The sequence below is a fragment of the Microlunatus flavus genome, assembly GCF_900110855.1.
GTDB lineage: Bacteria > Actinomycetota > Actinomycetes > Propionibacteriales > Propionibacteriaceae > Microlunatus > Microlunatus flavus.
The window spans coordinates 12,268-38,315 of sequence record NZ_FOFA01000013.1; the positions used below are offsets into that span (position 1 = coordinate 12,268).

Annotated in this window: 24 protein-coding genes; 19 read left to right on the top strand and 5 right to left on the bottom strand. The window is 76.3% G+C overall.

The window, feature by feature from the left end:
- Window positions 1-12: 12 nt before the first annotated feature.
- Complete coding sequence (locus BMY04_RS21020) at window positions 13-828, bottom strand: class I SAM-dependent methyltransferase (RefSeq protein ID WP_091186551.1); 816 nt, start codon at window positions 826-828, stop codon at window positions 13-15.
- An 80-nt stretch (window positions 829-908) separates the two neighbouring features.
- Here BMY04_RS21020 and BMY04_RS21025 point away from each other — a divergent pair, with 80 nt between their 5' ends.
- The 5 genes from BMY04_RS21025 (at window position 909) to BMY04_RS21045 (ending at window position 5,361) form a co-directional block, all read left to right on the top strand.
- Entirely contained in the window at window positions 909-1,394 is a 486-nt protein-coding gene (locus BMY04_RS21025; RefSeq protein ID WP_091186554.1) for a hypothetical protein, read from the top strand.
- A gap of 91 nt (window positions 1,395-1,485) precedes the next feature.
- Window positions 1,486-2,658, top strand: coding sequence for a hypothetical protein (locus tag BMY04_RS21030; RefSeq protein ID WP_091186557.1), 1,173 nt, complete (start codon window positions 1,486-1,488; stop codon window positions 2,656-2,658).
- A gap of 3 nt (window positions 2,659-2,661) precedes the next feature.
- Entirely contained in the window at window positions 2,662-3,891 is a 1,230-nt protein-coding gene (locus tag BMY04_RS21035) for a sensor histidine kinase (protein WP_091186561.1), read from the top strand.
- Complete coding sequence (locus tag BMY04_RS21040) at window positions 3,884-4,555, top strand: response regulator transcription factor (protein ID WP_269766243.1); 672 nt, start codon at window positions 3,884-3,886, stop codon at window positions 4,553-4,555. Before BMY04_RS21035 ends, BMY04_RS21040 begins: the two co-directional genes overlap by 8 nt.
- Before the next feature lie 20 nt (window positions 4,556-4,575).
- A complete protein-coding gene (locus BMY04_RS21045) occupies window positions 4,576-5,361 on the top strand; it encodes a PhzF family phenazine biosynthesis protein (protein ID WP_091186564.1) in 786 nt (261 codons plus the stop codon).
- A 25-nt stretch (window positions 5,362-5,386) separates the two neighbouring features.
- Here the strand turns inward: BMY04_RS21045 and BMY04_RS21050 are convergent, their stop codons facing one another.
- A complete protein-coding gene (locus BMY04_RS21050; RefSeq protein WP_091186724.1) occupies window positions 5,387-6,046 on the bottom strand; it encodes a trimeric intracellular cation channel family protein in 660 nt (219 codons plus the stop codon).
- A gap of 287 nt (window positions 6,047-6,333) precedes the next feature.
- Between BMY04_RS21050 and larE the strand changes: the two genes are divergently transcribed.
- The 4 genes from larE to ygiD are packed head-to-tail and all read left to right on the top strand — an operon-like array spanning window position 6,334 to window position 10,077.
- The gene (larE, locus tag BMY04_RS21055; RefSeq protein WP_091186568.1) at window positions 6,334-7,218 is read left to right on the top strand and encodes an ATP-dependent sacrificial sulfur transferase LarE; all 885 of its coding nucleotides are present in this window, start codon (window positions 6,334-6,336) and stop codon (window positions 7,216-7,218) included.
- Window positions 7,215-7,913 carry a nickel pincer cofactor biosynthesis protein LarB gene (gene larB, locus BMY04_RS21060; RefSeq protein WP_091186572.1) on the top strand — a complete coding sequence of 233 codons (699 nt, stop codon included), beginning with the start codon at window positions 7,215-7,217 and terminating at the stop codon, window positions 7,911-7,913. Before larE ends, larB begins: the two co-directional genes overlap by 4 nt.
- Window positions 7,910-9,208: a nickel pincer cofactor biosynthesis protein LarC gene (larC, locus tag BMY04_RS21065; RefSeq protein WP_091186575.1), complete on the top strand. Its 1,299-nt coding sequence runs from the start codon at window positions 7,910-7,912 to the stop codon at window positions 9,206-9,208. The genes larB and larC overlap by 4 nt, the downstream gene beginning before the upstream one ends.
- Window positions 9,205-10,077: a 4,5-DOPA-extradiol-dioxygenase gene (ygiD, locus tag BMY04_RS21070; protein ID WP_232506554.1), complete on the top strand. Its 873-nt coding sequence runs from the start codon at window positions 9,205-9,207 to the stop codon at window positions 10,075-10,077. Before larC ends, ygiD begins: the two co-directional genes overlap by 4 nt.
- Before the next feature lie 77 nt (window positions 10,078-10,154).
- Here the strand turns inward: ygiD and BMY04_RS21075 are convergent, their stop codons facing one another.
- Complete coding sequence (locus BMY04_RS21075; protein ID WP_232506555.1) at window positions 10,155-10,916, bottom strand: IclR family transcriptional regulator; 762 nt, start codon at window positions 10,914-10,916, stop codon at window positions 10,155-10,157.
- Window positions 10,917-11,020: 104 nt separating this feature from the next.
- Here BMY04_RS21075 and hutH point away from each other — a divergent pair, with 104 nt between their 5' ends.
- The 9 genes from hutH to BMY04_RS21120 all read left to right on the top strand — a co-directional run bounded on the left by hutH (window position 11,021) and on the right by BMY04_RS21120 (window position 22,475).
- On the top strand, window positions 11,021-12,595 hold the full coding sequence (hutH, locus tag BMY04_RS21080) for a histidine ammonia-lyase (RefSeq protein ID WP_091186580.1): 1,575 nt from the start codon (window positions 11,021-11,023) through the stop codon (window positions 12,593-12,595).
- 100 nt (window positions 12,596-12,695) lie between these two features.
- Window positions 12,696-14,354: a urocanate hydratase gene (locus tag BMY04_RS21085; protein WP_091186584.1), complete on the top strand. Its 1,659-nt coding sequence runs from the start codon at window positions 12,696-12,698 to the stop codon at window positions 14,352-14,354.
- A gap of 4 nt (window positions 14,355-14,358) precedes the next feature.
- On the top strand, window positions 14,359-15,570 hold the full coding sequence (locus BMY04_RS21090) for an allantoate amidohydrolase (protein ID WP_091186588.1): 1,212 nt from the start codon (window positions 14,359-14,361) through the stop codon (window positions 15,568-15,570).
- Window positions 15,567-16,883 (top strand): formimidoylglutamate deiminase, encoded by a 1,317-nt coding sequence (locus BMY04_RS21095; protein ID WP_091186592.1) that lies wholly within the window; start codon window positions 15,567-15,569, stop codon window positions 16,881-16,883. Before BMY04_RS21090 ends, BMY04_RS21095 begins: the two co-directional genes overlap by 4 nt.
- An 8-nt stretch (window positions 16,884-16,891) precedes the next feature.
- The gene (gene hutI, locus BMY04_RS21100) at window positions 16,892-18,049 is read left to right on the top strand and encodes an imidazolonepropionase (protein WP_091186732.1); all 1,158 of its coding nucleotides are present in this window, start codon (window positions 16,892-16,894) and stop codon (window positions 18,047-18,049) included.
- Between the two features lie 149 nt (window positions 18,050-18,198).
- The gene (locus BMY04_RS21105; protein WP_198410328.1) at window positions 18,199-18,699 is read left to right on the top strand and encodes a COG4315 family predicted lipoprotein; all 501 of its coding nucleotides are present in this window, start codon (window positions 18,199-18,201) and stop codon (window positions 18,697-18,699) included.
- A 14-nt stretch (window positions 18,700-18,713) separates the two neighbouring features.
- On the top strand, window positions 18,714-19,247 hold the full coding sequence (locus tag BMY04_RS21110; RefSeq protein WP_170854266.1) for a sigma-70 family RNA polymerase sigma factor: 534 nt from the start codon (window positions 18,714-18,716) through the stop codon (window positions 19,245-19,247).
- Complete coding sequence (locus BMY04_RS21115) at window positions 19,244-19,927, top strand: anti-sigma factor (protein WP_091186599.1); 684 nt, start codon at window positions 19,244-19,246, stop codon at window positions 19,925-19,927. The genes BMY04_RS21110 and BMY04_RS21115 overlap by 4 nt, the downstream gene beginning before the upstream one ends.
- 82 nt (window positions 19,928-20,009) lie before the next feature.
- The gene (locus BMY04_RS21120; RefSeq protein ID WP_091186603.1) at window positions 20,010-22,475 is read left to right on the top strand and encodes a PEP/pyruvate-binding domain-containing protein; all 2,466 of its coding nucleotides are present in this window, start codon (window positions 20,010-20,012) and stop codon (window positions 22,473-22,475) included.
- Here BMY04_RS21120 and BMY04_RS21125 read toward each other — a convergent pair.
- The gene (locus tag BMY04_RS21125; protein ID WP_091186606.1) at window positions 22,466-23,038 is read right to left on the bottom strand and encodes a dihydrofolate reductase family protein; all 573 of its coding nucleotides are present in this window, start codon (window positions 23,036-23,038) and stop codon (window positions 22,466-22,468) included. The two genes, BMY04_RS21120 and BMY04_RS21125, sit on opposite strands and share 10 nt — an antisense overlap.
- Before the next feature lie 32 nt (window positions 23,039-23,070).
- Window positions 23,071-23,799, bottom strand: coding sequence for an SDR family oxidoreductase (locus tag BMY04_RS21130; RefSeq protein ID WP_091186610.1), 729 nt, complete (start codon window positions 23,797-23,799; stop codon window positions 23,071-23,073).
- A gap of 119 nt (window positions 23,800-23,918) precedes the next feature.
- Here BMY04_RS21130 and BMY04_RS21135 point away from each other — a divergent pair, with 119 nt between their 5' ends.
- Entirely contained in the window at window positions 23,919-26,048 is a 2,130-nt protein-coding gene (locus tag BMY04_RS21135) for an alpha-galactosidase (protein WP_198410330.1), read from the top strand.

Here is a 26,048-nt window from a genome sequence, read left to right on the forward strand (position 1 = left end):
CGTCGTCCACGGTCACCTCCGGCTCGCCGACGTGTGGCGGACGCGCTGCGTGAACGCGATCTCGCCGCGGTCCAGGCCCAGGTCGGCCACGCGGGCGGCGACCGCCGCCCGGACGTCGCCCCGGCGTTCCTCGCCGACCGCCTCCCACAGCGCCCGCTGCCCGTGCGACCAGCTGAAGTCCAGCAGCTGGTCGACGTCGCGGAAGCGCACCTCCAGCGTCGCGGCGACCGTCCGCACGCTCTCGAACCCGGCCCCGGCCAGCAGCCCCTCCACGCCCTCGTCGGAGTCGAAGGGATCGGCTCCCGAGGTGGTCGAGCCGCCGGGGTCCGGCTGCGGCAGGTAGGGCAGGAAGACGTCGTCGACCGCACGCCAGGCCTCGTCCTCCCCGGCGAACGTCGTGACCCCGACCCGGCCGCCCGGCACCAGCAGCTCGGCCCAGCGGCTCAGGGCCGCGAGCGGGTCGGGCAGGAAGAAGAGGACGAGCGAGGAGGCGACCAGGTCGAACGACCGCGGCGGCAGGCCGGGCCGCTGCGCGTCGTCCACCCGTACGTCGACCTGGGCGAGGTCGGCGAGGTCGGCGGCGGTCAGCCTGACCATCTCCGGGGCCAGGTCGAGGCCGACGGCCCGGCCGTCCGGACCGACCCGCCGGGCCAGGAGCTCGAGCACCGCCCCGCGGCCGCAGCCCACGTCGAGGGCACGCTCCCCGGGCCGCGGCGCGAGCGCGTCGACGAGCCCCGCGGCGATGGGGCGGAAGAACGGCACGCCGACGGCGTCGTACGTGGCCGCCGCACGGTCGAACACCCCGACGACGCCGGGAGGCGAGGTCATCGCCGCAGTGTGGCACCGGACGTATCAGGACCTTCATCCGCGTCTCCGGGAGCACGTCGCCGTCGGATCGGAGCCCACCCGTGCGTCTCGTCTCCCGCGTCTCCTCGCGCGTCACCGTGCCTGTCCTGGCCCCGCTGGTCGCCTGCGCGGCCCTCGCCGGCTGCTCGTCGTCCGCGTCCGAGGCCGGCAGCGCGACGCCCGCCCCGGCCAGCTCCGCAGCCAGCTCGGGGCCGCCCGCCTCCGCGCCCGCGTCCTCCGCGCCCGGGTCGTCCGGAGGGGAGATCACCTTCACCGGCGCACTGTCCGGACGGATGACCGCGAACGCCTGCCACGACGGGATGGCGCAGCTCGCCGTCACGGTGGACGGTGAGGAGCAGACGTACAGCGGCCTCATCGACGCCGACGACTTCACCTTCGCCGTCCCGCACTCGACCGGCTACACGCTGGCCGACGGCACCTCGAAGCCCTCCGTGTCCGGCACGACCTACACCGTCAAGAACACCAGGCTCGTGAGCATCACGAACGACGACACCATCACCGCGAACGGTTCCGTCACCTGCCCCTGAGGCGCTCACGAGGAACCGCCTCACCCGGACGGCACGGCACCTCACCCGCTCGGGGGAGGTCCGGCCGGCCGGTGACGGCGAGCGTGGAGGCATGCCCACCCGCACCCCGCTCCCGCAGCCGCCGTCCGCCCTGGTTCCGCGCCCGACGGCGCCACCACGCCCGCTGCTGCTCGTCGCCGCCCTGCTCGGGCTGGTGGCTGCTGCCGTCGGCGCGTGGCTGGCCGTCCACCCGGCCTCGGCGCTCTCCCGCGACCCCGAGGTCTTCGTCCTCCGCGCGCTGCTGGGTCCCCGCGCCACCGCCGCGGTGGTCGGGGCGCTCGGGCTGGCGGGAGCGGCCGGCGCGCTCTCCGCCCTCCGGGCCCCGCGGCGACGGTCCCGCCGGCTGCTCGTGCTCGCGCTCGTGGAGGTGGCCGGCTTCGGCGTCGCCCTGCAGAGCGTCACGACGATCTCGCTGGCGGGCTACCTCCTGGCGGCGGCCCTGCCGCTCGGCGTCGTCGTGCTGCTCGCCCTGGTCGTCCGCCGCTACCGCCGGCTCCGCTGGCCGGTGCTCGTCGGCGTCCTCGCCGTGCTCCTCGCCGTCGCGAGGTCCTGGACCTCGGCGACCGCCGCCCTCGGCCGGCTGGGGCAGGCCCTCGCCGCCGGTTTCGCGGCGGCGGCGCCCCGGATCGGCACGACCGTGCTGGTCGTCGCCGTCACCGCGGCCTGGGTGCTCGTCGTCCTGCGGCTGCTCCGCGGCTCGGAGGGCGTACGGACGGCGGGCGGCTGGGTGCTGCGGCACCGCGTCGCCCTCACCCTGGTCGCCGCCGCCGGGCCGCTGCCGTACGGGTTGCTGCGGCTGACCTGGCTGACGCCCCACCCGCTGCTCGCCCCGGGCGGGTTGAGCGGGGAGATGCGCCTGTGGGGCCTGCTGCTGGGTGGCGCCGCCCTGCTCGGGAGCGTGCTGACCCTCGGGCTCGTGCTGCCGTGGGGCGAGCGGTTCCCGCGGTGGTTCCCGCGTCTGGTTGGACGACGCGTGCCGGTCGCGGCGGCCGCCGTGCCCGGCGGCCTCGTCGCCGGCCTCCTGTCGGCGGCGGCCGTGCCCATGCTGCGCATGGCGCTGCTGCCGGCGGCGGACGAGGTCGGGGACGGGCTCACCCGGCTGGAGCGGCTCGAGCTCGCGCTGGTCTTCCCGTTCTGGGTCTGGGGTCCGGCGCTGGCGCTGGCGGTGTGGGGCTACGCGCAGCACCGCTCCGTCCAGGGCGCGCCGGCGCCCGCGAGAGGATGAGCCATGGCCCCCTCGCGACGCCGCGTCGTGCCGAGCCGGCCGGTCCTGCGCCGCGAGGCGCTCGGGGCCGCCTGGCTGCTGGTGGGCGCCGCGATCGGGCTGGCGGCGCTGCTGCTGGTCACCGGGCTCGTGCAGGTCGTCGCCCCGGGACGGGGGTCGGCGAGCGTGGCGCTGACCCTGGCCCTGGTCCTCCTCGTCGCCCTGCTGGGGCTGCTGCCCGGCGTCCGCGAGCTCGAGGTCACGGCGGCCCGCACGCTGCTCGGGGTCCGCAGCGAGCTCGTGCTGCCGGAGGAGCCCGCTGCCACCCACCGGCGCCGGACCGTCGCCACCGTCGCGACCCACCTGGTGCTCGGCCTCCTGGCCGGGGTGCTGCTGGTCGGGGTGCTGCCCGCCCTGGTGGCGTCCGTCGTCGTCCAGCTGCGGGGCGGACCCGTGCAGCTGGCGGGGCGGACCTTCGCGCCGTGGTCCGGGCCCGCCGCGCTCGCGACCGGCCTGGCCGGTGTCCTCCTCGTCGGGCTCGCGGTGACGGGTCTGCGCCGCCTGGCCGTGCGGGCCGTCGCCCGGCTGCTCGGCCCGACCGCGCAGGACCGGTTGGTCGTCGCCCTCGCGCGGCTCGAGGCCGAGGCCGCCCACACCCGGCTCGCCCGGGAGCTGCACGACGGGATCGGCCACGCCCTGACGATCATCGGGCTGCAGGCCGCTGCCGGCCGGCGGGTGCTCGCCAGCGACCCCCGCCGGACCGAGGAGTCGCTCGGGACCATCGAGGACACCGCCCGCGGCGCGCTGGGTGAGCTCGACGACCTGCTCGGCAGCCTGCGCAGCGGTGCGGTGGTGCGTGAGACGGCCCCGGGCCTGGACCGGCTCGACGCGCTGCTCGCGACCTACCGCAGCGGCGGCATGACGCTCGACTGCCGGGTCGACGAGCTGCCCTGGGTCCCGCGGCTGACGTCGACGACCGCGTACCTCGTCGTGGCCGAGGGCCTGACCAACGCGGCCCGGCACGCCGCGCCGGGTGCTGTGCAGCTGCGCGTCGCCACGACGGCCCGCGCGCTGCGGGTGCAGGTGTCGAGCCCCCGGACGCCGGCGGGCACGGTGCCCGCGACGGCGCGCGGCCTCGGGCTCACCGGCGTCGCCGAGCGGGTACGGCTGCTGGGCGGCAGCGTGCAGGCCGGTCCCGTCGGCGGGCGCTGGGTCCTCGACGTCGAGCTGCCCAGGAACGGCACCCGTGGCTGAGACGGACGCCCCCGTGCTGCGGGTGCTGGTCGTCGACGACGAGCCCCTCGTGCGCCAGGGGCTGCGGATGATCCTCGAGGCCGAGCCGGACCTGGCGGTGGTCGGCGAGGGCGGCAGCGGCGCCGAGGCGGTGGCGCTGTCCCGCACCCTCGAGCCTGACGTGGTCTGCATGGACGTCCGGATGCCCGACGTCGACGGCATCCGGGCCACCGAGCTCGTGCTCCGGCTGCCGCGGCCGCCGAAGGTCCTGGTGGTGACCACCTTCTCCAGCGACGACTTCGTGCTCGCCGCGCTGCGGGCCGGGGCGGCCGGCTTCGTCCTCAAGCGGGCGACGGCCGCCGAGCTGGTCGCCGCCGTGCGCGCCGTGGCGGCGGGGGCGAGCCTCCTCTACCCGGACGCGGTGCGCCAGCTCGCCCTGGCCGCCCACCGGCCGTCACCCGCGCCGTACGAGGGGCCACCGCTGACCCCACGCGAGGCCGAGGTCCTCGCCCTCGTGGCCCAGGGCCTCACGAACGCCGAGGTCGCGGCCCGGCTGGTGCTCGGGACGGAGACGGTCCGCACCCACGTGGCCGCCGTCCTCCGCAAGCTCGGGGCCCGGGACCGCACCCAGGCCGTGGTGCTGGCGTACGAGGTGGGCCTGGTCGACCTCGGCCGACCGGGCTGACCGCGGCCTAGCATGCGGCGGTGCGGCTGCCCCTCTTCCAGCTCGACGCCTTCGCGACGCGGCGCTTCACCGGCAACCCGGCGGCGGTGGTGGTGCTCGAGGAGCTCCTCGACGACGCGCTGATGCAGGCGGTCGCGGCGGAGAACAACCTGGCCGAGACGGCGTTCCTCGTCGTAGCGGCGGACGGGCACCGGCTGCGCTGGTTCACCCCGGTCACCGAGGTCGCGCTGTGCGGGCACGCGACCCTCGCGGCGGGCGCGGTCGTGCTCGAGCGCCTCGAACCGGGCCGGTCGGAGGTGGTCTTCGCCACGGCCAGCGGCCCGCTGACGGTGCGCCGGGAGGGGACCGCGTACGCGATCGACCTGCCGGTCCGGACGGTCACGCCGGAGCCGCCGTCCGCCGCACTGGCCGCCGCCCTCGGCACGACGCCGGTGGAGACCGCGACCGACGGGGGCAACCACCTCGCGCTGCTGGCGTCGGCCGACGAGGTCCGCGCCCTGCGTCCCGACCTCGCCGCGGTCGCGCGGCTGGACCGCAGCGGGGTGGTCGTCACGGCCGCCGGGGACGGGCCGTACGACTTCGTCAGCCGCTACTTCGCCCCGGCCAAGGGCATCGACGAGGACCCGGCGACCGGCGGCGCGCACTGCGGGCTCGTCCCGTTCTGGGCGGCGCGGACCGGGCGGACCTCGTTCCTGGCCCAGCAGGCCTCTCGTCGGGGTGCGGAGCTCGCCTGCCGGCTCGCCGGCGACCGGGTGGTGCTGGGCGGCGGCTGCGTGCCCTACCTCGAGGGCGTCATCGAGGTGTAGGCGGCACGAGGCGTGGGGGCCGGTCTCACGGGTTCTGACCGGGCGGGCGGCGGGGGACGCCGCGCGGGCGGGGTGCGTTCAGCCGGAACCGCAGCCCGACCATCCGGATCGCGAAGCACACCGCGGCCGCGCTCAGCGCCGCCGGGGCGCCCAGCAGCTCGTCCACGCCGGTCCGGCTCGCGACCACGACGAGCGCGGCCGCGACCAGGGCCGGGATGGCGTAGAGGCCGGTGCGCAGCACGTCGGGCACCCGCCGGATGAGCACGTCGCACACGGTCCCGCCGCCGACGCCGGTCAGCGCACCGAGCAGGATCGCCTGCGCGGGCCCCATGCCGAGCTCGAGGGCCTTGCCCGTGCCCGTCACGGCGAACAGGCTCAGCCCGGCCGCGTCGAGGAGGTGGATGGAGATCCGCAGGCGGCGCAGCTGGGGGCTGAAGAGGAACGCGAGCAGCGCCCCGCCGGCTGCCACCGCCAGGTAGCGCCAGTCGACGAACGTCGCCGGCGGCAGCGCCCCCAGCAGCACGTCTCGGACGATCCCGCCGCCGACCGCGGTGATGATGCCGAGCGTCAGCACGCCCACGAGGTCGACGTCGACCGTACGGATCGCGGTCAGGGCGCCGTTGAGCGCGAAGGCGAACGTTCCGACGAGGTCGAGGACCAGCAGCACCGGGAGCTCAGGGGGCACCCCCACGGTCTACCGCAGAGCGGGCGGCACGCGTGCGGCCGCAGCCGCCCGGCCGCTCACCGCGATCCTGCGGCGCCCGTTCCTTGTGCGCGGCGGGGCCGCCGGGCAGGGTGGCGGCATGAACCCGCCGGCCGCGCTCCTGACGCTGCTCGGCCCGACGGGTCTCGACGGGTGACCCGCCCACCCGCGCCGGACGGTTCGGGGTGAGGCTCGACCCCGGACTCCCCGCGTCCCCGGACCCGTCCGGAACCCGCCCGACCTCGTCGCCCCGCCCCATCGGAGGAACCGTGCCCGCGCCAGCCCCCCTCGAGGTCGTCGACCTCGCCAGCCCCCGCGCCGACGCGGCCGAGGAGCAGGCCGCGCTCGAGGCGGTCCGCGGGGCCCTCGCCGGGGTCGACCGCCTCGGCGTCGCCTTCTCCGGCGGCGTGGACTCCGCCGTGCTGCTGGCCGCCGCCGTCCGGGTGCTCGGGCCCGGCCGCGTGGTCGCGGTCCTGGGCGTGTCGCCGAGCCTGGCGACCGACGAGCGCGCCGCCGCGCACGAGGTCGCGCGCGTGATCGGTGCGGCCCTGGTCGAGGTGGCGACCGACGAGGGCAGCCTGCCCGCCTACCGCGCCAACGGCCCGGACCGCTGCTTCCACTGCAAGAACGAGCTGTTCACGCGGATCTCCGACGAGGTCGTCCGGGCGCAGTCGCTCGACGCGGTCGCGTACGGGGAGAACCTCGACGACGCCCTGCGCCCCGACCGGCCCGGCAGCCGCGCCGCCGTCGAGCACCGGGTCCTCGCCCCGCTGCGTGACGCCGGGCTCGACAAGGAGGCCGTGCGCCGCCTCGCCCGCACCTGGGCGCTGCCGTGCGCCGACAAGCCGGCCGCCCCGTGCCTGGCCTCGCGGATCCCGCACCACACCGAGGTGACCCCGGAGAAGCTCGGCCAGGTCGACCGGGCCGAGCAGGGGCTGCGGCGGCTCGGGTTCGCCGACGCGCGGGTGCGCCACCACGGCGAGGTCGCGCGCGTGGAGCTGCCGGCCGAGGACCTCGTACGGGCGGTGTCCGACCCGCTGCGCGTCGCCGTCCGCGAGGCCGTGCTCGGGGCGGGCTTCCGCTTCGTCGCGCTCGACCTGGGCGGGATGCAGTCCGGCGTGTTCACGCTCAGCGCCCTCGGGCAGCGCGCGTGAGCGACCCGCTGGCCGGCGTCGCCGAGCTCGACCTGGACCGGCAGGAGCGTCGCGGCTACGCCGAGGCCGTCTACTGCGCCGGCAAGACGCCGGAGCAGGTCGGGGCGATCGCCCGGGTCGTCGCCGGGCGGCCGGACGTCAAGACGCTCTTCACCCGGGCCGGGGAGGACCACGCCGCCGCCGTTCTCGAGGCGCTGCCCGACGCGTCGTGGGACCCGGTGGCCCGCATCGTGGCCTGGCCGGCCGCCGAGCCGGAGGGGACCGGTGGGCTCGTGCTCGTCCTGGCCGCCGGCACCTCCGACCTGCCGGTCGCCCGCGAGGCGTACCTGACCGCCCGCCACCTCGGCCGGCCCGCCGAGCTCGTCGTCGACGTGGGCGTGGCCGGGCTGCACCGGATCCTCGGCAAGCTCGACCTGCTGCGCTCGGCCCGCGCGATCGTCGTCGCCGCCGGCATGGACGGGGCGCTGCCGAGCGTGGTCGCCGGGCTCGTCCGGGCGCCGGTCGTCGCGGTGCCGACCTCGGTCGGCTACGGGGCGGCGTTCGGCGGTGTTGCGGCGCTGCTGACCATGCTCAACGCCTGCGCGCCCGGGGTGAGCGTCGTCAACATCGACAACGGCTACGGCGCCGGTCACCTGGCCGCGCAGATCGCCGAGCCCACGCCCGCAGCCGCACCTCAGCAGGGGACGGGCGCGTGAGGCACGTCTGGGTCGACGCGTCGGCCGGCGTCGCGGGCGACATGCTGCTCGGCGCGCTGCTCGACGCCGGCGCGTCGCTCGACGCCGTGCAGCGGGCGGTCGACGCCGTCGTCGCCGGTGCGGTCGCCATCGAGGTGCGCACGGTCACGCGCGCCGGCATGCGGGCGACGAAGGCCGACGTGCGGATGCTCGTCGACGACCCGCCGCACCGCGACTGGCGCACCATCCAGGTGATGCTCGGCGACGCCGAGGTGCCCGAGCGCGTACGCCGCGACGCGCTCGCGGTGTTCGGCCGGCTGGCCGACGCCGAGGCCCGCGCGCACGGCATCCCCGCGGCCGACGTGCACTTCCACGAGGTCGGGGCCCTCGACTCGATCGCCGACGTCGTCGGCGTCTGCGCGGCGCTGGCCGACCTCGAGGTGGAGACGCTGAGCGCCGGCGAGGTCGCCCTCGGCTCCGGCACCGTCCGGATGGCGCACGGACGCATCGCCGTGCCCGGCCCGGCGGTCGTCGAGCTGTCGCGCGGCTGGCGCGTCCGCGGCGACGGGCCGGGCGAGCTGACCACCCCGACCGGGATGGCCCTCGTGACCACCCTCGCGCAGGCCTGCGAGGACCTGCCGGCCATGCGGCTCGAGACCTCGGGCAGCGGCGCGGGGACGCGTGACACCGCCGGCCGGCCCAACCTCACCCGCGTCCTCGTGGGCGAGCGCACCGGCAACCCCGCTCCCGCTCGCGGGCAGACCGGGGTCGTCCTCGAGGCGAACGTCGACGACCTCGACCCCCGTCTCTGGCCCGGCGTGCTCACCGCGCTGCTCGGGGCCGGTGCGCAGGACGCCTGGCTCGCGCCGGTCGCGATGAAGAAGGGTCGCCCGGCGCACGTCCTCACCGTGCTCGGCACGCCGGAGACGGCGCCGCGGCTGCGGACGGTCGTCCACGCGCAGACCTCGACCATCGGCGTGCGGCAGACCACGGTCGAGAAGCACGCGCTGCCGCGGACCTGGGTCGACGTCGACGTCGCCGGGCAGCGGGTCGGCATCAAGGTCAGCCACGACGGCGGGCGGGTCGTGCGGGCGACGCCGGAGTTCGAGGACGTGGCCCGGGCGGCCGCGCAGAGCGGTCGTCCCGCCGTCGACGTCCTGGCCGCCGCCACCGCGGCCGCGGTCGCCGCCGGGCTCGAGCCGGGTGTTCCCGTACCGACGCCCGCGAGTCGTGGCGTCGAGCGCGTCGGGCACGCCGACCACGCCCACGGTCACGACCATCCGCATCCGCACCCGCACGCCGAGGGAGTCTCGTGACCGGCGTCGTCGCACCCGACCTGATGCCTGCCGCGTTCATCGGCCACGGCAACCCGATGAACGCGCTCGCCGACAACCGCTACACGCGGGCCTGGCGGGCGCTCGGCGAGGCGGTGCCGCGACCGCGCGCGATCCTCGTGGTGTCGGCGCACTGGTACATCAACGCCACCGCCGTCACCGCGATGCCGCGGCCGCGCACGATCCACGACTTCTACGGCTTCCCGCAGGAGCTGTTCGACGTCGACTACCCGGCGCCCGGGATGCCGTCCTTCGTCGAGGAGGTCAGCGACGCCGTGCACCCGACCTGGGTGGGCGCCGACGTCGACAGCTGGGGCATCGACCACGGCACCTGGTCGGTGCTCATGCACACGTTCCCCGACGCGGGCATCCCCGTCATGCAGCTGAGCATCAACGCCGACAAGCCGCTCGACTACCACCTCGACCTCGGCGCGCGGCTGGCCCCGCTGCGCGAGCAGGGCGTGCTGGTGATCGGCAGCGGCAACGTCGTGCACAACCTCGGCGGCATGGACGGCGGGCTGCCCGACCAGGGCTTCGACTGGGCGCAGCGCTTCGACGAGCACATCAAGGCGACGATGGCCGACGACCCGGCCGAGGTCGCCGCGGCCGACGCGCACCGCGACTTCCGCACCGCCGTGCCCACGCCCGACCACTACATCCCGCTGCTCTACCTCGCCGGCCTGGCCGGCGCCGCCGACCGCGGGGCCGACGTGCTCGTCGACGGCTACGCCTACGGCTCGCTCTCGATGACCGCGTACACGCTCGACCTCGACTGCCCGGGCGCCGGTGACGGGACCGGCGCGGCCGCCGCGCTGCCCGACGGCGTGCCGCCGGACGGCTCGAACATCTGAGGTCACCGCCCCCCGAACTTCTGCAGGGTTGACCACCCCAGAGGTGGTCAACGCAGCAGAACTTTCGCTGTCCCGGCTCAGCCGCGGAAGCCGAGGCGGCGGGAGAGGGTCGCAGCCGTCGTCGTCGCGGCCTGGGCCAGGCGGCTGACGGTGGCGCGGTCCACGTCGTCCGCCGCGTAGGTGATCGCCACCGCGGCGGCGGGGTAGCCGGTGTGGTCGCGCACGACCTGCGCGACGGAGCTCAGCCCCGCCGTGACGGACCCCTCCTCGGTCGCGTGCCCGCGGGTGCGGACGTCGACCAGCAGCCGGCGCAGGGCGGTCGGCGTGGCCGGGTCGTGCTCGCCGCCGGGGAACGCCGCCGTGTCCGGGAACAGCGCCCGCACCTGCGTCCTGGGTAGGGCGGCGAGCATCGCCAGGCCGCTCGCGGTGCGCACGGCGGGCAGCCGCACGCCCACGTCGGTGACCAGCAGCGGCCGGCCCGGTGCGCGCTCCTCGATCACGTAGAGCACGTCGCGCCCCTGCAGGACGGCCAGGTGCGCGTTCTGGTGGACGTGGTCGACCAGGCCGTGCAGCAGCGGGCGGGCGATGCGCTGCAGCGGCGCCTGCCGCTGGTAGGCCGACCCGAGCTCGTACGCCGCCACGCCCAGCCCGTAGCGCCGCTCCTCGGCGAGGTAGGAGACGTAGCCGTGCTCGACCAGCACGGCGAGGAGGCGGTACGCCGTCGAGCGCGGCAGGCCGAGCCGGGTCGCGACGGTTCCTCCGGGCACCGGCTCCGGTTCGCGCGCGAGCAGCGACAGCACCTCCAGCACGCGGTCCGCCGCGGGCGCGTCCGACACCACGGCCCCCCTCGTCCGCCCTCGTGCGTCTCGCACTGTCTCAGATACGGGACAGACTATGCGTCGCCGTGCTGGCCGCGGGCTCACGGATGCCGTGGGATGAGGTCATGTCCACGCGCACCAGCTCCACCACCGTCGTCGTCGGCACGGGGCCGCTGATGATCAGCGACGTCGTCGCCGTCGCGCGCGACGACGCGAAGATCATCCTCAGCGAGGAGGCGTGGGCCGAGGTCCGGCGGACGCGGGCCCTGGTGGAGGCGCTGGCCGACGACCCGGTGCCGCACTACGGGATCTCGACCGGGTTCGGCGCCCTGGCCACGCGCCACATCCCGCTCGAGCGCCGTACCGAGCTGCAGCGCAGCCTCGTCCGCTCGCACGCCGCCGGGTCCGGCCCGGAGGTCGAGCGCGAGGTGGTCCGCGCGCTCGCGCTGCTGCGCATCTCGACGCTGGCGACCGGCCGCACCGGCGTGCGGGAGGAGACCCTGCGCACGTACGTGGCCATGATCAACGCCGGGATCACGCCGGTCGTGCACGAGCACGGCAGCCTCGGCTGCTCCGGCGACCTCGCGCCCCTGGCGCACTGCGCGCTGGCCCTGATGGGGGAGGGCGTCGTCCGCGACGCCGGCGGCGAGCGGGTGCCGACGGCCGAGGCCCTCGCCGCCGCCGGCATCGAGCCCGTCGTCCTCGCGGAGAAGGAGGGCCTGGCGCTGATCAACGGCACCGACGGCATGCTCGGCATGCTCGTGCTGGCGATCGCCGATCTGCGCCGCCTGCTGCGGACGGCCGACGTGACCGCGGCGATGAGCGTCGAGGGCCTGCTCGGCAGCGACGCCGTCTTCGCCGACGACCTGCAGGCGCTCCGCCCGCACCCCGGTCAGCGCGCCTCCGCCGCCAACCTGCGCGCGGTCATGGCCGGCAGCGCGATCCGGGAGTCGCACCGCGCCGACCCCACGGGGTCGAGCGCCTGCACCCGCGTCCAGGACGCGTACTCGCTGCGCTGCGCCCCGCAGGTCGCGGGCGGGGCGCGCGACACCGTCGACCACGCCGAACGGGTCGCGCTCGCCGAGCTCGCCGCGGCCGTCGACAACCCGGTGGTCACGCCCGACGGCCGCGTCGAGTCGAACGGCAACTTCCACGGCGCCCCGGTCGCGTACGTGCTCGACTTCCTCGCGATCGTCGTCGCCGACCTGGCGAGCATGGCCGAACGGCGCACCGACCGCTTCCTCGATCCGGCCCGCAGCGCCGGGCTGCCGCCCTTTCTGGCCGACGACCCCGGGGTCGACTCCGGGCTGATGATCGCCCAGTACACGCAGGCGGCGATCGTCTCCGACCTCAAGCGGCTGGCCGCGCCGGCCTCGGTCGACTCGATCCCGAGCTCGGCGATGCAGGAGGACCACGTCTCCATGGGCTGGTCCGCGGCGCGCAAGCTGCGCCGCGCGGTCGACGGCCTGACCCGGGTGCTCGCGATCGAGCTGATGACGGCCGCCCGCGGCCTCGAGCTCCGCACGCCGCTGCAGCCCTCGCCCGCCAGCGCAGCGGCGATCGGCGTCCTCCGTGAGGCCGGCATCGCCGGTCCGGGCCCCGACCGCTGGCTCGCCCCCGACCTCGAGACGGCCGTCCGCGTCCTCGCCGACGGCAGCGTCCTCGCCGCCGTCGAGGCCGTCACCGGCGCGCTCGCCTGACCCCGCCTCACCCAGACATCTCCGGAAAGTGGTCGCTCCCGACCTCCTTCCGGCCCCCAGAATCACCGCAACCGACCACTTTCCGAGAGGACGAGACCCGATGGACGGCGCCCGACCCGTACGCGCACCCCGCGGCACGACCCTGACCGCCCGCTCGTGGGCCACCGAGGCCCCGATGCGGATGCTCATGAACAACCTCGACCCCGAGGTGGCGGAACGTCCCGACGACCTCGTCGTCTACGGCGGCACCGGCCGGGCGGCCCGGGACTGGCGCTCGTACGACGCCATGATCAGGACGCTCACCACCCTCGCGCCGGACGAGACGATGCTCGTGCAGTCGGGACGGCCGGTCGGCGTCATGCAGACCCACGAGTGGGCGCCGCGGGTGATCATCGCCAACTCCAACCTCGTCGGCGACTGGGCGACGTGGCCGGAGTTCCGCCGCCTGGAGCAGCTCGGGCTGACCATGTACGGGCAGATGACGGCCGGCTCGTGGATCTACATCGGCACGCAGGGCATCGTGCAGGGGACGTACGAGACGTTCGCGGCGGTGGCGGAGAAGCGGTTCGGCGGAACCCTCGCCGGGACCCTCACCCTCACCGGCGGCTGCGGCGGCATGGGCGGCGCGCAGCCGCTGGCCGTCACGCTCAACGACGGCGTCTGCCTGGTCGTGGACGTCGACCGCAGCCGCCTCGAGCGGCGCGTGCAGCACCGCTACCTCGACGAGGTCGCCGACTCGCTCGACCAGGCCGTCGACAAGGCGCTCGCGGCCACGGCCGAGCGGCGGGCCTGGTCGGTCGGCGTGGTCGGGAACTGCGCCGAGGTCTTCCCCGAGCTGCTGCGCCGCGGCGTGCCGGTCGACGTGGTGACCGACCAGACCAGCGCGCACGACCCGCTGTCCTACCTGCCGCTCGGCGTCGACGTGGCCGACTGGCGCACGCTGGCGGAGAAGGACCCCGACGACTTCACGCTACGCGCGCGGGAGTCGATGGCCCGCCACGTCGAGGCGATGGTCGGCTTCCTCGACGCGGGCGCGGAGGTCTTCGACTACGGCAACTCGATCCGCGACGAGGCCCGTCAGGGCGGGTACGCGCGGGCCTTCGACTTCCCGGGCTTCGTCCCCGCCTACATCCGTCCGCTGTTCTGCGAGGGCCGGGGCCCGTTCCGCTGGGTCGCGCTCTCGGGCGACCCGAAGGACATCGCCGTCACCGACCGCGCGGTCATGGAGCTCTTCTCCGACGACGACCGCCTGCAGAAGTGGATGCGCGGCGCCCAGGACAAGATCAGCTTCCAGGGCCTGCCCGCCCGGATCTGCTGGCTGGGCCAGGGCGAGCGGGACCGCGCGGGGCTGCTGTTCAACGACCTCGTCGCGTCGGGGGAGATCAGCGCGCCGATCGTCATCGGGCGTGATCATCTCGACACGGGCTCGGTCGCCAGCCCCTACCGCGAGACCGAGGCGATGCTCGACGGCTCCGACGCGATCGCCGACTGGCCGCTGCTCAACGCCATGATCAACACCGCCTCCGGGGCGTCCTGGGTGTCGATCCACCACGGCGGCGGCGTGGGGATCGGCCGCTCGCTGCACGCCGGGCAGGTGTCGCTCGCCGACGGCACACCGCTGGCCGCGCAGAAGCTCGCGCGGGTCCTCACCAACGACCCCGCCATGGGCGTCATCCGCCACGTCGACGCGGGCTACGACCGCGCCGTCGAGGTCGCCGCGGAGCAGGGCGTCCGGGTCCCGCTGCGCGAGGGCGCCTGACGCCGTGGGGAGCACCTTCGACGGCCTCTGGGCCGACCTCGCCGACCTCGGGCGGGAGCCGCGCACGGGCGGCTACCGACGGTTCGCGTGGACGCGGACCGACCACACCCTGCACGAGTGGTTCGCGGGGGAGGCGGCCCGCCGCGGGCTCGACCTCGTCGAGGACCGGGCCGGCAACCGGTGGGCGTGGTGGGGCGACCCCGACGCCGCTCCCGGTGTCGTCACCGGCTCCCACCTGGACAGCGTCCCGGACGGTGGCGCGTACGACGGCCCGCTCGGCGTGGTCAGCGCGTTCGCGGCGCTCGACGCCCTGCGCGCCCGGGGGCACCAGCCCGCGCGGCCCCTCGGGGTCGTGAGCTTCGTCGACGAGGAGGGGGCGCGGTTCGGGGTGGCGTGCGCCGGCTCCCGGGTGATCACCGGGGCCCTGGAGGCCGACCGGGCGCTCGGCCTGGCCGACGCCGACGGCACCACGCTGGCCGAGGCCCTGCGCGCCGCCGGGCGCCGCCCGGAGGACCTGGGTCCCGACCCCGAGGCGCTGCGCCGGGTGGGCACGTTCGTCGAGCTGCACGTGGAGCAGGGAGGGGAGCAGGGCCGCCGACTCGTCGACCGCGGCCGCGCCGTGGGCGTCGCCGGCAGCATCTGGCCGCACGGCCGCTGGCGGGCCGACGTCCCCGGCACCGCGAACCACGCCGGCACGACCGCGCTCGACGACCGCGACGACGCGCTGCTCGCGGCCACGTGGGTCGTGCAGGAGGCGCGCCGCGCGGCCGAGCGGCACGGCTGCCTGGCGACCGTCGGCCGGATCGTCGTCGAGCCGGGCGGGGTGAACGCCGTCCCGTCGCACGTCACCGCCTGGCTCGACGCCCGCGGCGCCGACGAACGTTCCGTGCACGCCGCCGTCGAGCAGGTCGCCGCGGCGGTCGCCCGCGCCGGCGGAACCCTCGCCCAGGAGTCGTGGACCCCGCCGACGACCTTCGACCCGGCGCTGGCGCAACGCCTCGGCACGCTCCTCGGCGACGCCCCGGTGCTCGCCACCGGGGCCGGGCACGACGCCGGGATCCTCGCGAACGCCGGCGTCAGCACGGCCATGCTCCTCGTCCGCAACCCGACCGGCGTCTCCCACGCGCCCGCCGAGCACGCCGACCGCGACGACTGCCTGGCCGGTGTCGACGCGCTGACCGCCGTGCTCGCCGACCTGACGGGCGCACCGGCGTGACCGGCCACCACGCGCCGTACGCCTGGCTGCCGGACGGCGTCCACGCCGACGTGCGCCTCGAGGTCGTCGACGGGACCTTCACCGCGATCACCACCGGGACCGCCCCGCAGCCCGGCGACGAACGCCTCGACGGCCTCGTCCTGCCCGGCCTCGCGAACGGTCACAGCCACGCCTTCCACCGCGCCCTGCGGGGGCGTACGCACGGCGGCGGCACCTTCTGGACGTGGCGGGAGCAGATGTACGCCGTCGCGACGCGCCTCGACCCGGACACCTACCGCGCGCTCGCGCTGGCGGTGTTCGCGGAGATGGCCCTCGCCGGCTACACGTGCGTCGGCGAGTTCCACTACCTGCACCACGACCCGCAGGGACGCCCGTACGCCGACCCGAACGCCATGGGCGCCGCGCTGGTCGACGCCGCCGAGCAGGCCGGCCTGCGCCTCACGCTGCTCGACACGCTCTACCTCGCCGGCGGGCTCACCGCCGCGGGGCACCAGCCGCTCGACGAGGTCCAGCGGCGCTTCTCCGACGGCGACGTGGAGGCCTGGCACGCCCGCGTCGACCGGCTGCGCCCCACCGCGACGGCCCGGATCGGCGCGGCCGCCCACTCGGTCCGCGCGGTTCCCGCCGACGCCCTCTCCGCGCTCGCCGGTGCCGCGGGCACGCGGCCGGTGCACGTCCACCTCAGCGAGCAGCCTGCCGAGAACGCCGCGGTCCGGGCCGTCCACGGCTGCACGCCGACGCGGCTCCTCGCCGACGCGGGCCTGCTCGGCCCGCGCACCACGGCGGTGCACGCCACCCACCTCACCGACGCCGACGTCGCCCTCCTCGGCACGACGGGGACCGCCGCCTGCTTCTGCCCGACCACCGAGCGCGACCTCGCCGACGGCATCGGCCCGGCACGGCGGCTGCACGAGGCGGGCAGCCCGCTCACGCTGGGTTCCGACAGCCAGGCCGTGGTCGACCCGTTCGAGGAGCTGTGCGGGCTCGAGGCCCACGAGCGGCTCGCCAGCGGCGAACGCGGCCGGTTCAGCCCGGCCGAGCTGGTGACGGCCGCGAGCGCGGCGGGCTACGCGAGCCTCGGCTGGGACGGCGGCCGCCTCGCCGTCGGCGCCCCGGCCGACCTCGTCGTCGTGCGCACCGACTCGGTCCGCACGACCGGCGCCCGTCCCGACCAGGTCCCGTACGCGGCGACCGCGGCGGACGTCGACCGCGTCCTCGTGGGCGGCCGCACGGTGGTCCGCGACGGCCACCACGTCCTCGGCGACCCGGCCCGGCTGCTGCGCGAAGCCCTCGACCGCCTGGAGGAGGCGTGACCAGCAGGATCGGCAGCGTCCTCGTGACGGGCATCGGCGAGCTCGCGACCGTCGACGGGACGGGACCGGAGGGGCTCGGGCTGCGCCACGACGCCGCCGTGCTCGTCGAGGACGGCCTGGTCGCCTGGGCCGGTGCGCCGAGCGCGGCTCCCGCGGCCGACCGCCGCGTCGACGTCGGCGGGCGCGCCGTCGTCCCCGGTTTCGTCGACTCGCACGCCCACCTCGTCTTCGCCGGCGACCGAAGCGCCGAGTTCGCCGCGCGGATGGCCGGGCAGCGCTACGACGGCGGCGGCATCGCCACGACGGTCGCGGCCACGCGGGTGGCGACCGACGACGAGCTCGACGGCCTCGTCGCCGCCCGGGTCGCGGAGATGCGCGCGCAGGGCACCACGACGGTGGAGATCAAGTCGGGCTACGGCCTCACCGTCGCCGACGAGGTCCGCGCCCTGCGCATCGCCGGCCGGCACACCCGCGAGACGACGTTCCTCGGCGCGCACGTCGTGCCCGCCGGGGCGGACCGGTCGGCCTACGTCGCGCAGGTCGCCGGCCCGATGCTCGCGGCGGCCGCCGCGTACGCGCGCTGGGTCGACGTCTTCTGCGAACCAGGTTCTGCCCACGCCTTCGACGCCGACGAGGCCCGCACCGTCCTGACCGCCGGCGCTGCGGCCGGGCTCGGGCTGCGGGTGCACGGCAACCAGCTCGGCCCCGGACCCGGGGTCCGGCTGGCGGTGGAGCTCGGTGCGGCCAGCGTGGACCACTGCACGTTCCTGGAGCGGGCCGACGTCGACGCCCTCGTGGGCGCCGCCGCGACGACCACGGCCACGTTGCTGCCCGGCGTCGAGTACTCGACCCGCTCGCCCTATCCCGACGCGGCGGCGCTGCTGCGGGCCGGCGTCTCGCTCGCGCTGGCGACCGACTGCAACCCCGGCACCTGCTTCTCCAGCTCCATGCCGTGGGTGATGGCGCTGGCCGTGCGGGAGATGGGCCTCACCCCGGCCCAGGCCCTCGTGGCGGCCACGGCGGGCGGCGCGCGGGCGCTGCGCCGCACCGACGTCGGCCGGGTCGTCGTCGGCGCCCGGGCCGACCTCACCGTGCTCGAGGCGCCGTCGTACCTCCACCTCGCCTACCGCCCGGGCGTCCCGATCGCCCGCGCGCTCGACCTCTGAGGTACACCCTTCTCGCCACCTGCCCGGGTCGGTGAACCGAACTGGGCGCTGCACCGTCTGCTCGTCCGGGACCGACGAAAGGGGTCGAGATGAGGTCAGCAGCCAGCGCAGTCAGCGCAGCGGCGAGGTCGAGGACGCGGTGGAGCGGGGTGACGGGCGGCGCGCTGGTGCTCGTGGCGCTGGCCGCGTGCTCGTCCCCCGCAGGCAGCGCACCGGCGGCGGAACCCGCGCCCGCCAGCAGCGCGAGCTCCAGCGCCCCGTCCGCCGCCGCCACGAGCGCCGCGGCGGGGGCCGACCTGAAGGTCGCGAGCACCTCGCTGGGCAGCGTCGTGGTGGACAGCCAGGGCCGGACGGCGTACTACTTCGACAAGGACAAGGCCGGGTCGGGCACGAGCGTCTGCTCCGGGGACTGCCTCGCCGCGTGGCCGGCGATCGCGCCGGCGGGCAGCACCCCGACGGTCGAGGGCGTGACCGCGAAGGTCGGCACGATCAAGCGCGACGACGGTTCCGCCCAGATCACGCTCGAGGGCCGCCCGGTCTACCTGTTCGTCAAGGACAAGGCCGCCGGCGACGTGACGGGCCAGGGCGTCGGCGGCGTCTGGTACGTGATCGCGCCGGACGGGACCGAGGTGAAGAAGTCCGCGGGCTGAGGAGGGCGACGAGCGTGGGCGTGGAGGAGGCGCCGGGGACCGCGGAGGGTCTCCGGCGGCTGCAGGAGCAGCACGGGGCCGCCCTGCTCGGCTTCGCGCAGCGCCTCACCCACGACCCCGACCTCGCGCGCGACGTCGTCCAGGACGCGCTGCTGCGCGCCTGGAACCATCCCGAGGTGGCCGCGACCGACGACCGGTCGGCGCGGGCCTGGCTCTTCACGGTCACCCGGCACCTCGTGGTCGACCGCTGGCGCAGCGCCGCGCACCGCCACGAGCGGTCGGCCGACGAGGAGACCCTGGCGCGCTGGGCGCCGGCGGACGCCGACGCCTCCAGCGCGGTGCTCGACCAGTGGCTGATCGCGGACGCGCTGCGCGGCCTGTCGCCCGAGCACCGGGCGGTGATCGTCGCCGCGCACTACGAGGGTCGACCGGTCGCCGAGATCGCCCGCATGCTGGGGGTGCCGCCCGGCACCGTGAAGTCCCGGCTCCACTACGGGCTGCGGAGCCTGCGGCTGCTGCTGCAGGAGAAGGGGGTGACCGCGCCGTGAGCACCGACCGGTACGCGCAGTGGGACGCCGCGTACGTCCTCGGTGCCCTCGCGCCCGACGAGCGGGCCGAGTTCGAGGAGCACCTCGCCGGGTGCGCGCGCTGCCGGGAGGCGGTCGGCGAGCTCGCCGGCATGCCCGGCCTGCTCGCGCAGGTGCCCGCGTCGGAGGTGTGGGACGCGGAGCCGGCCGCTCCCGGCCCCTCGCCGGTCGACCGGCCGGTGGCCGACCACGAGCCGACCCGGGAGGTCGTCCCGCTCGACCGCCGCCGGGCCCTGCGGCCCCGGTGGTGGCAGGTCGCCGCCGCGGCGGTGCTCGTCGCCGTGCTCGGCGGGCTCGCCGGCTACGTCCTGCGTCCGGTCGTCGGCCAGCCGGCCGCGCAGCGGCTCGCCTTCAGCGTGGTGGAACCGTCGCCGCTGACCGCGGTCGTCGACCTCGCCCCCGCGGGCGCCGGGACGGAGGTGCGCGTCGAGTGCCAGTACGCCGACGCCGACGAGGGCGAGGCGTACTCGGTCTGGGTCGTGGGGCAGGACGGCAGCGCCAGCGAGGTGAAGCCGTGGACGGCCCGTCCCAACCGCGTCATGCACCCCTCCGGCACCAGCCCCCTGCGGCTCGACGCGATCGCCGCAGTCGAGATCCGCTCCGGCGACGCGGGCTCCGTGCTGCTGCGCGCCCGCCGCTGAGGCCGGTCGCGCGGGCGCGGCGACCAGCCCTTGCGGCCGACGTCGGTGAGTGCTTGTCTCCGAGGTGAGGAGGCGTGAGGTGATGGGCGTCGTCGGGTCGCTGGAGGAGTTCGGCCGCGGAGACGTGGCCCTGGCCGGTGGCAAGGGGGCGAACCTCGGCGCGCTCGTCCGCGCCGGGTTCCCGGTCCCGCCCGGCTTCGTCGTGACGACCGAGGCGTACCGGGCCGACCACGCCGGTGGCACCCTCGGTGAGCCGGTGCGGGCGGCGGTGCTGGCCGCGTACGCCGACCTCGGCCGCCCGCCCGTGGCCGTGCGGTCGTCGGCCACGGCGGAGGACCTCGAGGGCGCGAGCTTCGCCGGGCAGCAGGACACCTACCTGAACGTCCGCGGCGACGACGCCCTGCTCGACGCGGTCCGGCGGTGCTGGGCGTCGCTGTTCACCGAGCGCGCCGTCGCCTACCGCGCCGAGCGCGGGGTCGCCGACGCCGCGATGGCCGTCGTCGTGCAGGAGATGGTCGAGGCGGACGCGGCGGGCGTGATGTTCACGGCCAACCCGGCGAACGGCCGGCGCCACGAGACGGTCGTCTCCGCGGCGTGGGGCCTCGGCGAGGCCGTGGTCGGCGGGCTCGTCGACACCGACGAGGTCGTGGTCCGGCTGCCGGAGGGGACCGTCGTCTCCCGCCGCACCGCCGACAAGCGGGTCATGACCGCGTACGCCGCCGAGGGCACCGTGGAGCGCGAGGTGCCCGACGACCGGCGCCGCGCGCCCGTCCTCGACGACCCGTCCGTCGTCGAGCTGGCCCGGCTCGGCGCCCGGGTGCAGGAGTGCTTCGGCGCGCCGCAGGACGTCGAGTGGGTGCGCCGCGACCAGACGTTCCTCCTCGTCCAGGCGCGGCCGATCACGGTGCTCCCGCCGCCGGAGGCCGACCCGCCGACCGACTGGTCGGTGCCCGACCCGCACGCCTTCTACGCCCGCGCCAGCATCGTCGAGCAGCTGCCCGACCCGCTGACGCCGCTCTTCGCCGACCTGGTGCGGACGTCGGTGTCGCGGTCGCTGCAGGCGCTGTTCCGCGAGCTGGTCGGCGACGGCGTCGTCGGCGAGGACGACGTCGACCTGCCGACGGTCAACGGCTACGCCTACTACCGCTACAGCGTCGCCGGCATGGCCCGGCTGATGCTGCACAGCGGCGGGGCGTTCCGGATGCTGCTGACGCGCGGGCAGGGCGGCACGGAGCACCGCTGGCGCACGTACGCCCACCCGCGCTACGTCGCGGCGGTGCAGGCGGCGAGCGCGGAGGCGACCGCCGAGGAGGGGGGCGACCTGCCCGCCGCGGCGCTGCTCGACCGCGTGCGCACGCTGCTGGACGCCGGCACCGAGTACTACACGGCGGTGCAGACGATCATCCCGCTGGCGGCCTTCAGCGAGACGTTCCTGACCTGGTTCTACGACCGCTTCGTGAAGGTTCCGGGCGGCCCGCCGGCGGCGACGTTCCTGCTGGGCTTCGACAGCGTCCCGATCCGCGCGGAGAAGTCGCTGTGGGATCTGGCCACGTGGACCCGCGGGCAGCCGGGGCTGGCCGAGACGGTCCTGACCACGCCCGTCGAGACCCTGCTCGACGCCGGCGACGAGGGACCGACCGACCTCGCCGAGTGGCGCCGCCGGTTCGCGGCCCACCTGGCCGCGTACGGGCACCTCGTCTACGACCTGGACTTCGCCAACCCGGTCCCCGCCGAGGAGCCCGGACCGCTCGTCGACGCCGTGCGCTTCTTCGTGCGCGGGGAGGGGAGCGACCCGTACCTGCGCCAGCAGGGCCTCGCCGACCGGCGCGAGCACGCCGGCATCGCCGCCCTGAGCGGTGTGGGGCCGCTGCGGGGCTGGGCGTTCCGGCGGCTGCTCGCCTGGGCGCAGGCCAACGCGCCGCTGCGGGAGGACGCGCTCGCCGACGTCGGGCTCGCCTGGCCGCTGATGCGCCGGCTCCTGCACGAGCTGAGCCGCCGCCTGCTCGAAGCGGAGGACCTCGTGCTGTGGCTGCGCGAGGCGGAGGTGCGCACGCTCGCCGCGGGCGGCGACGTGCCCGACCTGGCCGCGGAGGTCGAGCGGCGCCAGGAGGTGTGGCGTGGGCAGCGGCGGGTGACGCCGCCGCAGCTCCTGCCGCAGCGCCCCCGCCTGGACCGGCTGATGGGCCGCTTCCTGCCGGCCGTGAGCGAGCAGACCGGCGACGTCCTCGACGGGCTCGCGGGCAGCGCGGGCCGGGTGACCGCACGGGCGCGGGTGGTGTCGGGGCCGGCGGACTTCTCCTCCTTCGAGCCGGGGGAGGTCCTCGTCGCCGCGATCACCACGCCCGCCTGGACGTCGCTCTTCCCGCGGGCAGCGGCGGTCGTCACCGACATCGGCGGGCCGCTGAGCCACAGCTCGATCGTCGCCCGCGAGTACGGCATCCCGGCCGTCCTCGGCACCGGCAGCGCGACCCGGCGCATCCGCACCGGCGACCTCGTCACGGTCGACGGCGACGCCGGGCGGGTCGAGCTGGCGCCGGCTCAGGACTGACGGGCGTACTCCAGGAGCACGACGCCGACCTCGAAGGTCCGGGTGGACTCCAGTCGCCAGGCCCGCGGGTCGTACGCGCCGTCGACCAGCGGCCGGCCCGCGCCGAGCGTGACCGGGTTGAGCTTCACCACGAGGCGGTCGATCTCGTCGGCCAGCGTCGCGGCGAGCCGGCCGCCCCCGCAGAGCCAGATCCCGGTGCCGTCGGCGCGCTTGAGGTCCCGCACCAGCGCGACGGGGTCGGCGGCCACGACCGTGACGCCCGGGTGCTCGGCGGGGTCGAGCGTGGTCGAGCAGACGTAGGTGTCGAGGTGCGCGTACGGGTCGGCGACGCCGGCCTGCAGCGCCGGCTCGAACGTCCCCCGACCCATGACCACCGCGTCGAAGCGGTCCCCGGGCGGCGTCGTGCCGAAGGCGGTGTGGAACGCGGTCGGCAGGGCGTCGCCCCAGTCCTGCGCGAGCGCCGCGCCGTACGCGGGATCGAACGGGAAGGCGTCGGTCGAGCCGTCCGGCGCGGCGATGCGGCCGTCCAGGCTGCTGGCGACCAGGTACGTGAGCGGGCGCACGGGGTCCTCCTCGGGTTCGCGTCCGGTCGGGCTCAGCGGATCGAGTAGCCGCCGTCGATCGCCAGCGACACCCCGGTGATCATGGACGCGCCGTCCCCGAGCAGGAACACGATCGGTGCGGCGATCTCGGCCTCCGTCGCCCACCGCCCCAGCGGCATCGCCTCGAGGAACGGTCCCTGGATGTCGTCGCGGCCCCAGTACCAGGCCGACATCGGCGTCATGACCACCGTCGGGTTGACCGAGTTGACGCGGATGCCGTGCCGGCCGAGCTCCAGCGCCGAGACGCGCGTGATGTTGTCGAGCGCGGCCTTCGACGAGCCGTACGAGACGTGGCCGTTCAGCGCGACCAGGCTGGCCTGGCTCGAGACGTTGACGACCGACCCGCCGCGACCCGCGCTGATCATGGAGCGGGACGTGTACTTGATCACCAGCAGGGCGCCGCGCGCGTTGATCGACATCACGCGGTCGAACACCTCGATGTCGGTCTCCTGCGGGGTCGCGATCTCGCCGCCCCAGCCGCCGCAGTTGACGACGCCGTACACCTCGAGCCCCCCGAGCGCGTCGCGCACGCTGTCCTCCGACGTCAGGTCGAAGGGCAGCACCCGCGCGCCGGTCTCGGCGGCGAGCGCCTCCAGCGCCTCCGTCGAGCGACCGCTCGCCACCACGTCGGCGCCCGCGGCCACGAGCTGGCGCACCGTCTCCCCGCCGATGCCGCCGCTCGCCCCGGTCACCAGGACCGTCCGCCCGTCGAACCCGCTCATGCCGCTCCTCCCGCCGGGCCGTACGCCGCCGCCGGCGTGCGACCCCGCTGTCCGGCCCTGCTCCCGTGCGGGGCACTCTAGGGCGGCGCCGACGGCGGCGCCCCACAAGGAGGTCACGGGTGGCACCGGAGGAGCGGCTGCGGTTCGGCAGCACGGCGATGGCGGTGACGATCGCCTGGTCCGAGGACGAGGCGCCGCGCCTGGCGGGCGTCGAGGCCGACGGGGTGGCGCTCGAGCTGCCCCCGGGCCGTCCGCTGCTCGAGGTGGTGACGGTCGCCGACGGCCGCGCGGCCTCCAGCGGACGGCTGGTGGGCACGACCGTCGGCGGCCGTGCCCGCCACGTCGAGCACCGCGAGACGCACGACGGACGGCGTACGGAGCTGGTCCTCACGGTCGCCGACCCGGTCACCGGGCTGCGCGGCGAGGTGGTGCTCACGCTGGTCGACGGCGTCCCCGCCCTGGGGTCGTCCGTGCGCCTGGTGAACGACGGCACCGAGCCCGTCGTGGTGCGCTCGGTGGCCTCGTTCGCCACGCACCTCGGGACGCCCGCCGGCTCCGACGCGCCGGCCGGGATCCGGCGCTGGACGCTGCACCGGGCGCTGAGCGAGTGGCTGGGCGAGGGGCGATGGTTCAGCGAGCCGGCCGACGCCACGCGCTACCCCCACCTCGGGCAGGACCTCACCGCCCAGGACCCCCGCGGGACGCGCGCCGTGGTCTCCACGGGCACCTGGTCGAGCGGCACCCACGTCCCGGTCGCCGCCGTCGACGACGCGGACGCCGGGGTCGCGTGGGCCTGGCAGGTGGAGCACAACGGGGCCTGGCGCTACGAGCTGGGCGAGGACACCGCCGACGGCTACCTCGCGCTCAGCGGGCCGACCGACGACGACCACCAGTGGCTGCAGGTCCTGCGCCCGGGGGAGTCGTTCACGTCGGTCCCGGTGGCCGTCACCGTCGCGCCCGACCTGACCCGGGCGCTCGCGCACCTCACGGCCCACCGGCGCACGCAGCGGCGCCCGCACCCGCTCGACGACCCGCCGCGCATCGTCTTCAACGACTACATGAACACCCTCGAGGGCGACCCGACCACCGAGCGGCTGCTGCCCCTGGTGGACGCCGCCGCCGCGGCCGGCGCGGAGGTCTTCTGCATCGACGCCGGCTGGTACGACGACAGCGGGCACTGGTGGCCGAGCGTGGGGGAGTGGCAGCCCTCGCGCACCCGCTTCCCGGGTGGCCTGGAGGAGGTGCTGGACCGGATCCGCGGCCACGGGATGGTTCCGGGGCTGTGGCTCGAGCCCGAGGTCGTCGGCGTCGACAGCCCGCTGGCCGACCGGCTCCCGGCGGAGGCGTTCCTGCAGCGGGCCGGGCAGCGGGTCGTCGAGAACCAGCGGTTCGTGCTCGACCTGCGCCACCCGGCCGCCCGCGCGCACCTCGACGGCGTGGTCGACCGGCTCGTCGGCGAGCTCGGGGTCGGCTACTTCAAGCTCGACTACAACGTCGACCCGGGCTCGGGCACCGACGTGGACGCCGACAGCCCGGGCGCCGGGCTGCTCGCGCACAACCGGGCGCACCTGGCCTGGCTGGACGGCGTCCTCGACCGGCACCCGGCGCTGGTGCTCGAGAACTGCGGTTCGGGGGCCATGCGCTCCGACCCCGCCATGCTCGCCCGCCTGCAGCTGCAGTCCACCTCCGACCAGCAGGACCCGCTGCGGTACGCGGCGATCGCCGCGGCGACGCCGGCCGCGGTGCTGCCCGAGCAGGCCGCGAGCTGGGCCTACCCGCAGCCCTCGATGAGCCCGGAGGAGGCCGCGTTCACCCTCGTCACGGGCCTGTCCGGGCGCCTGTACCTCTCCGGGCACCTCGACGGCATGACGCCCGAGCAGCTCGCCCTCGTCACCGAGGCGGTGGAGCTCGGCAAGACCCTGCGCGACGACCTCAGCCGGACGGTGCCGTGCTGGCCGCTGGGGCTGCCCGGGTGGGACGACGCGTGGGTCGCGCTGGGGCTCGTCGGTGCAGGCGTGGCGCACCTGTTCGTCTGGTCGCGCGAGCCGGGGGACGCGGACACCGTGCTCGACCTGCGGGCCCTCGAGACCCTCAGGCTGCCGGTGGGCGACGAGGTCGTGGTCGAGCAGGTCTTCCCGCGGGAGGCGACGACGTGGACGACCACGTGGTCGCCCGCCGACCGCAGCCTCCGGGTCGTCAGCACGAGCGGGGTCCCGGCCGCGCGGGTCCTGCGGGTCACGCCCGCCTGA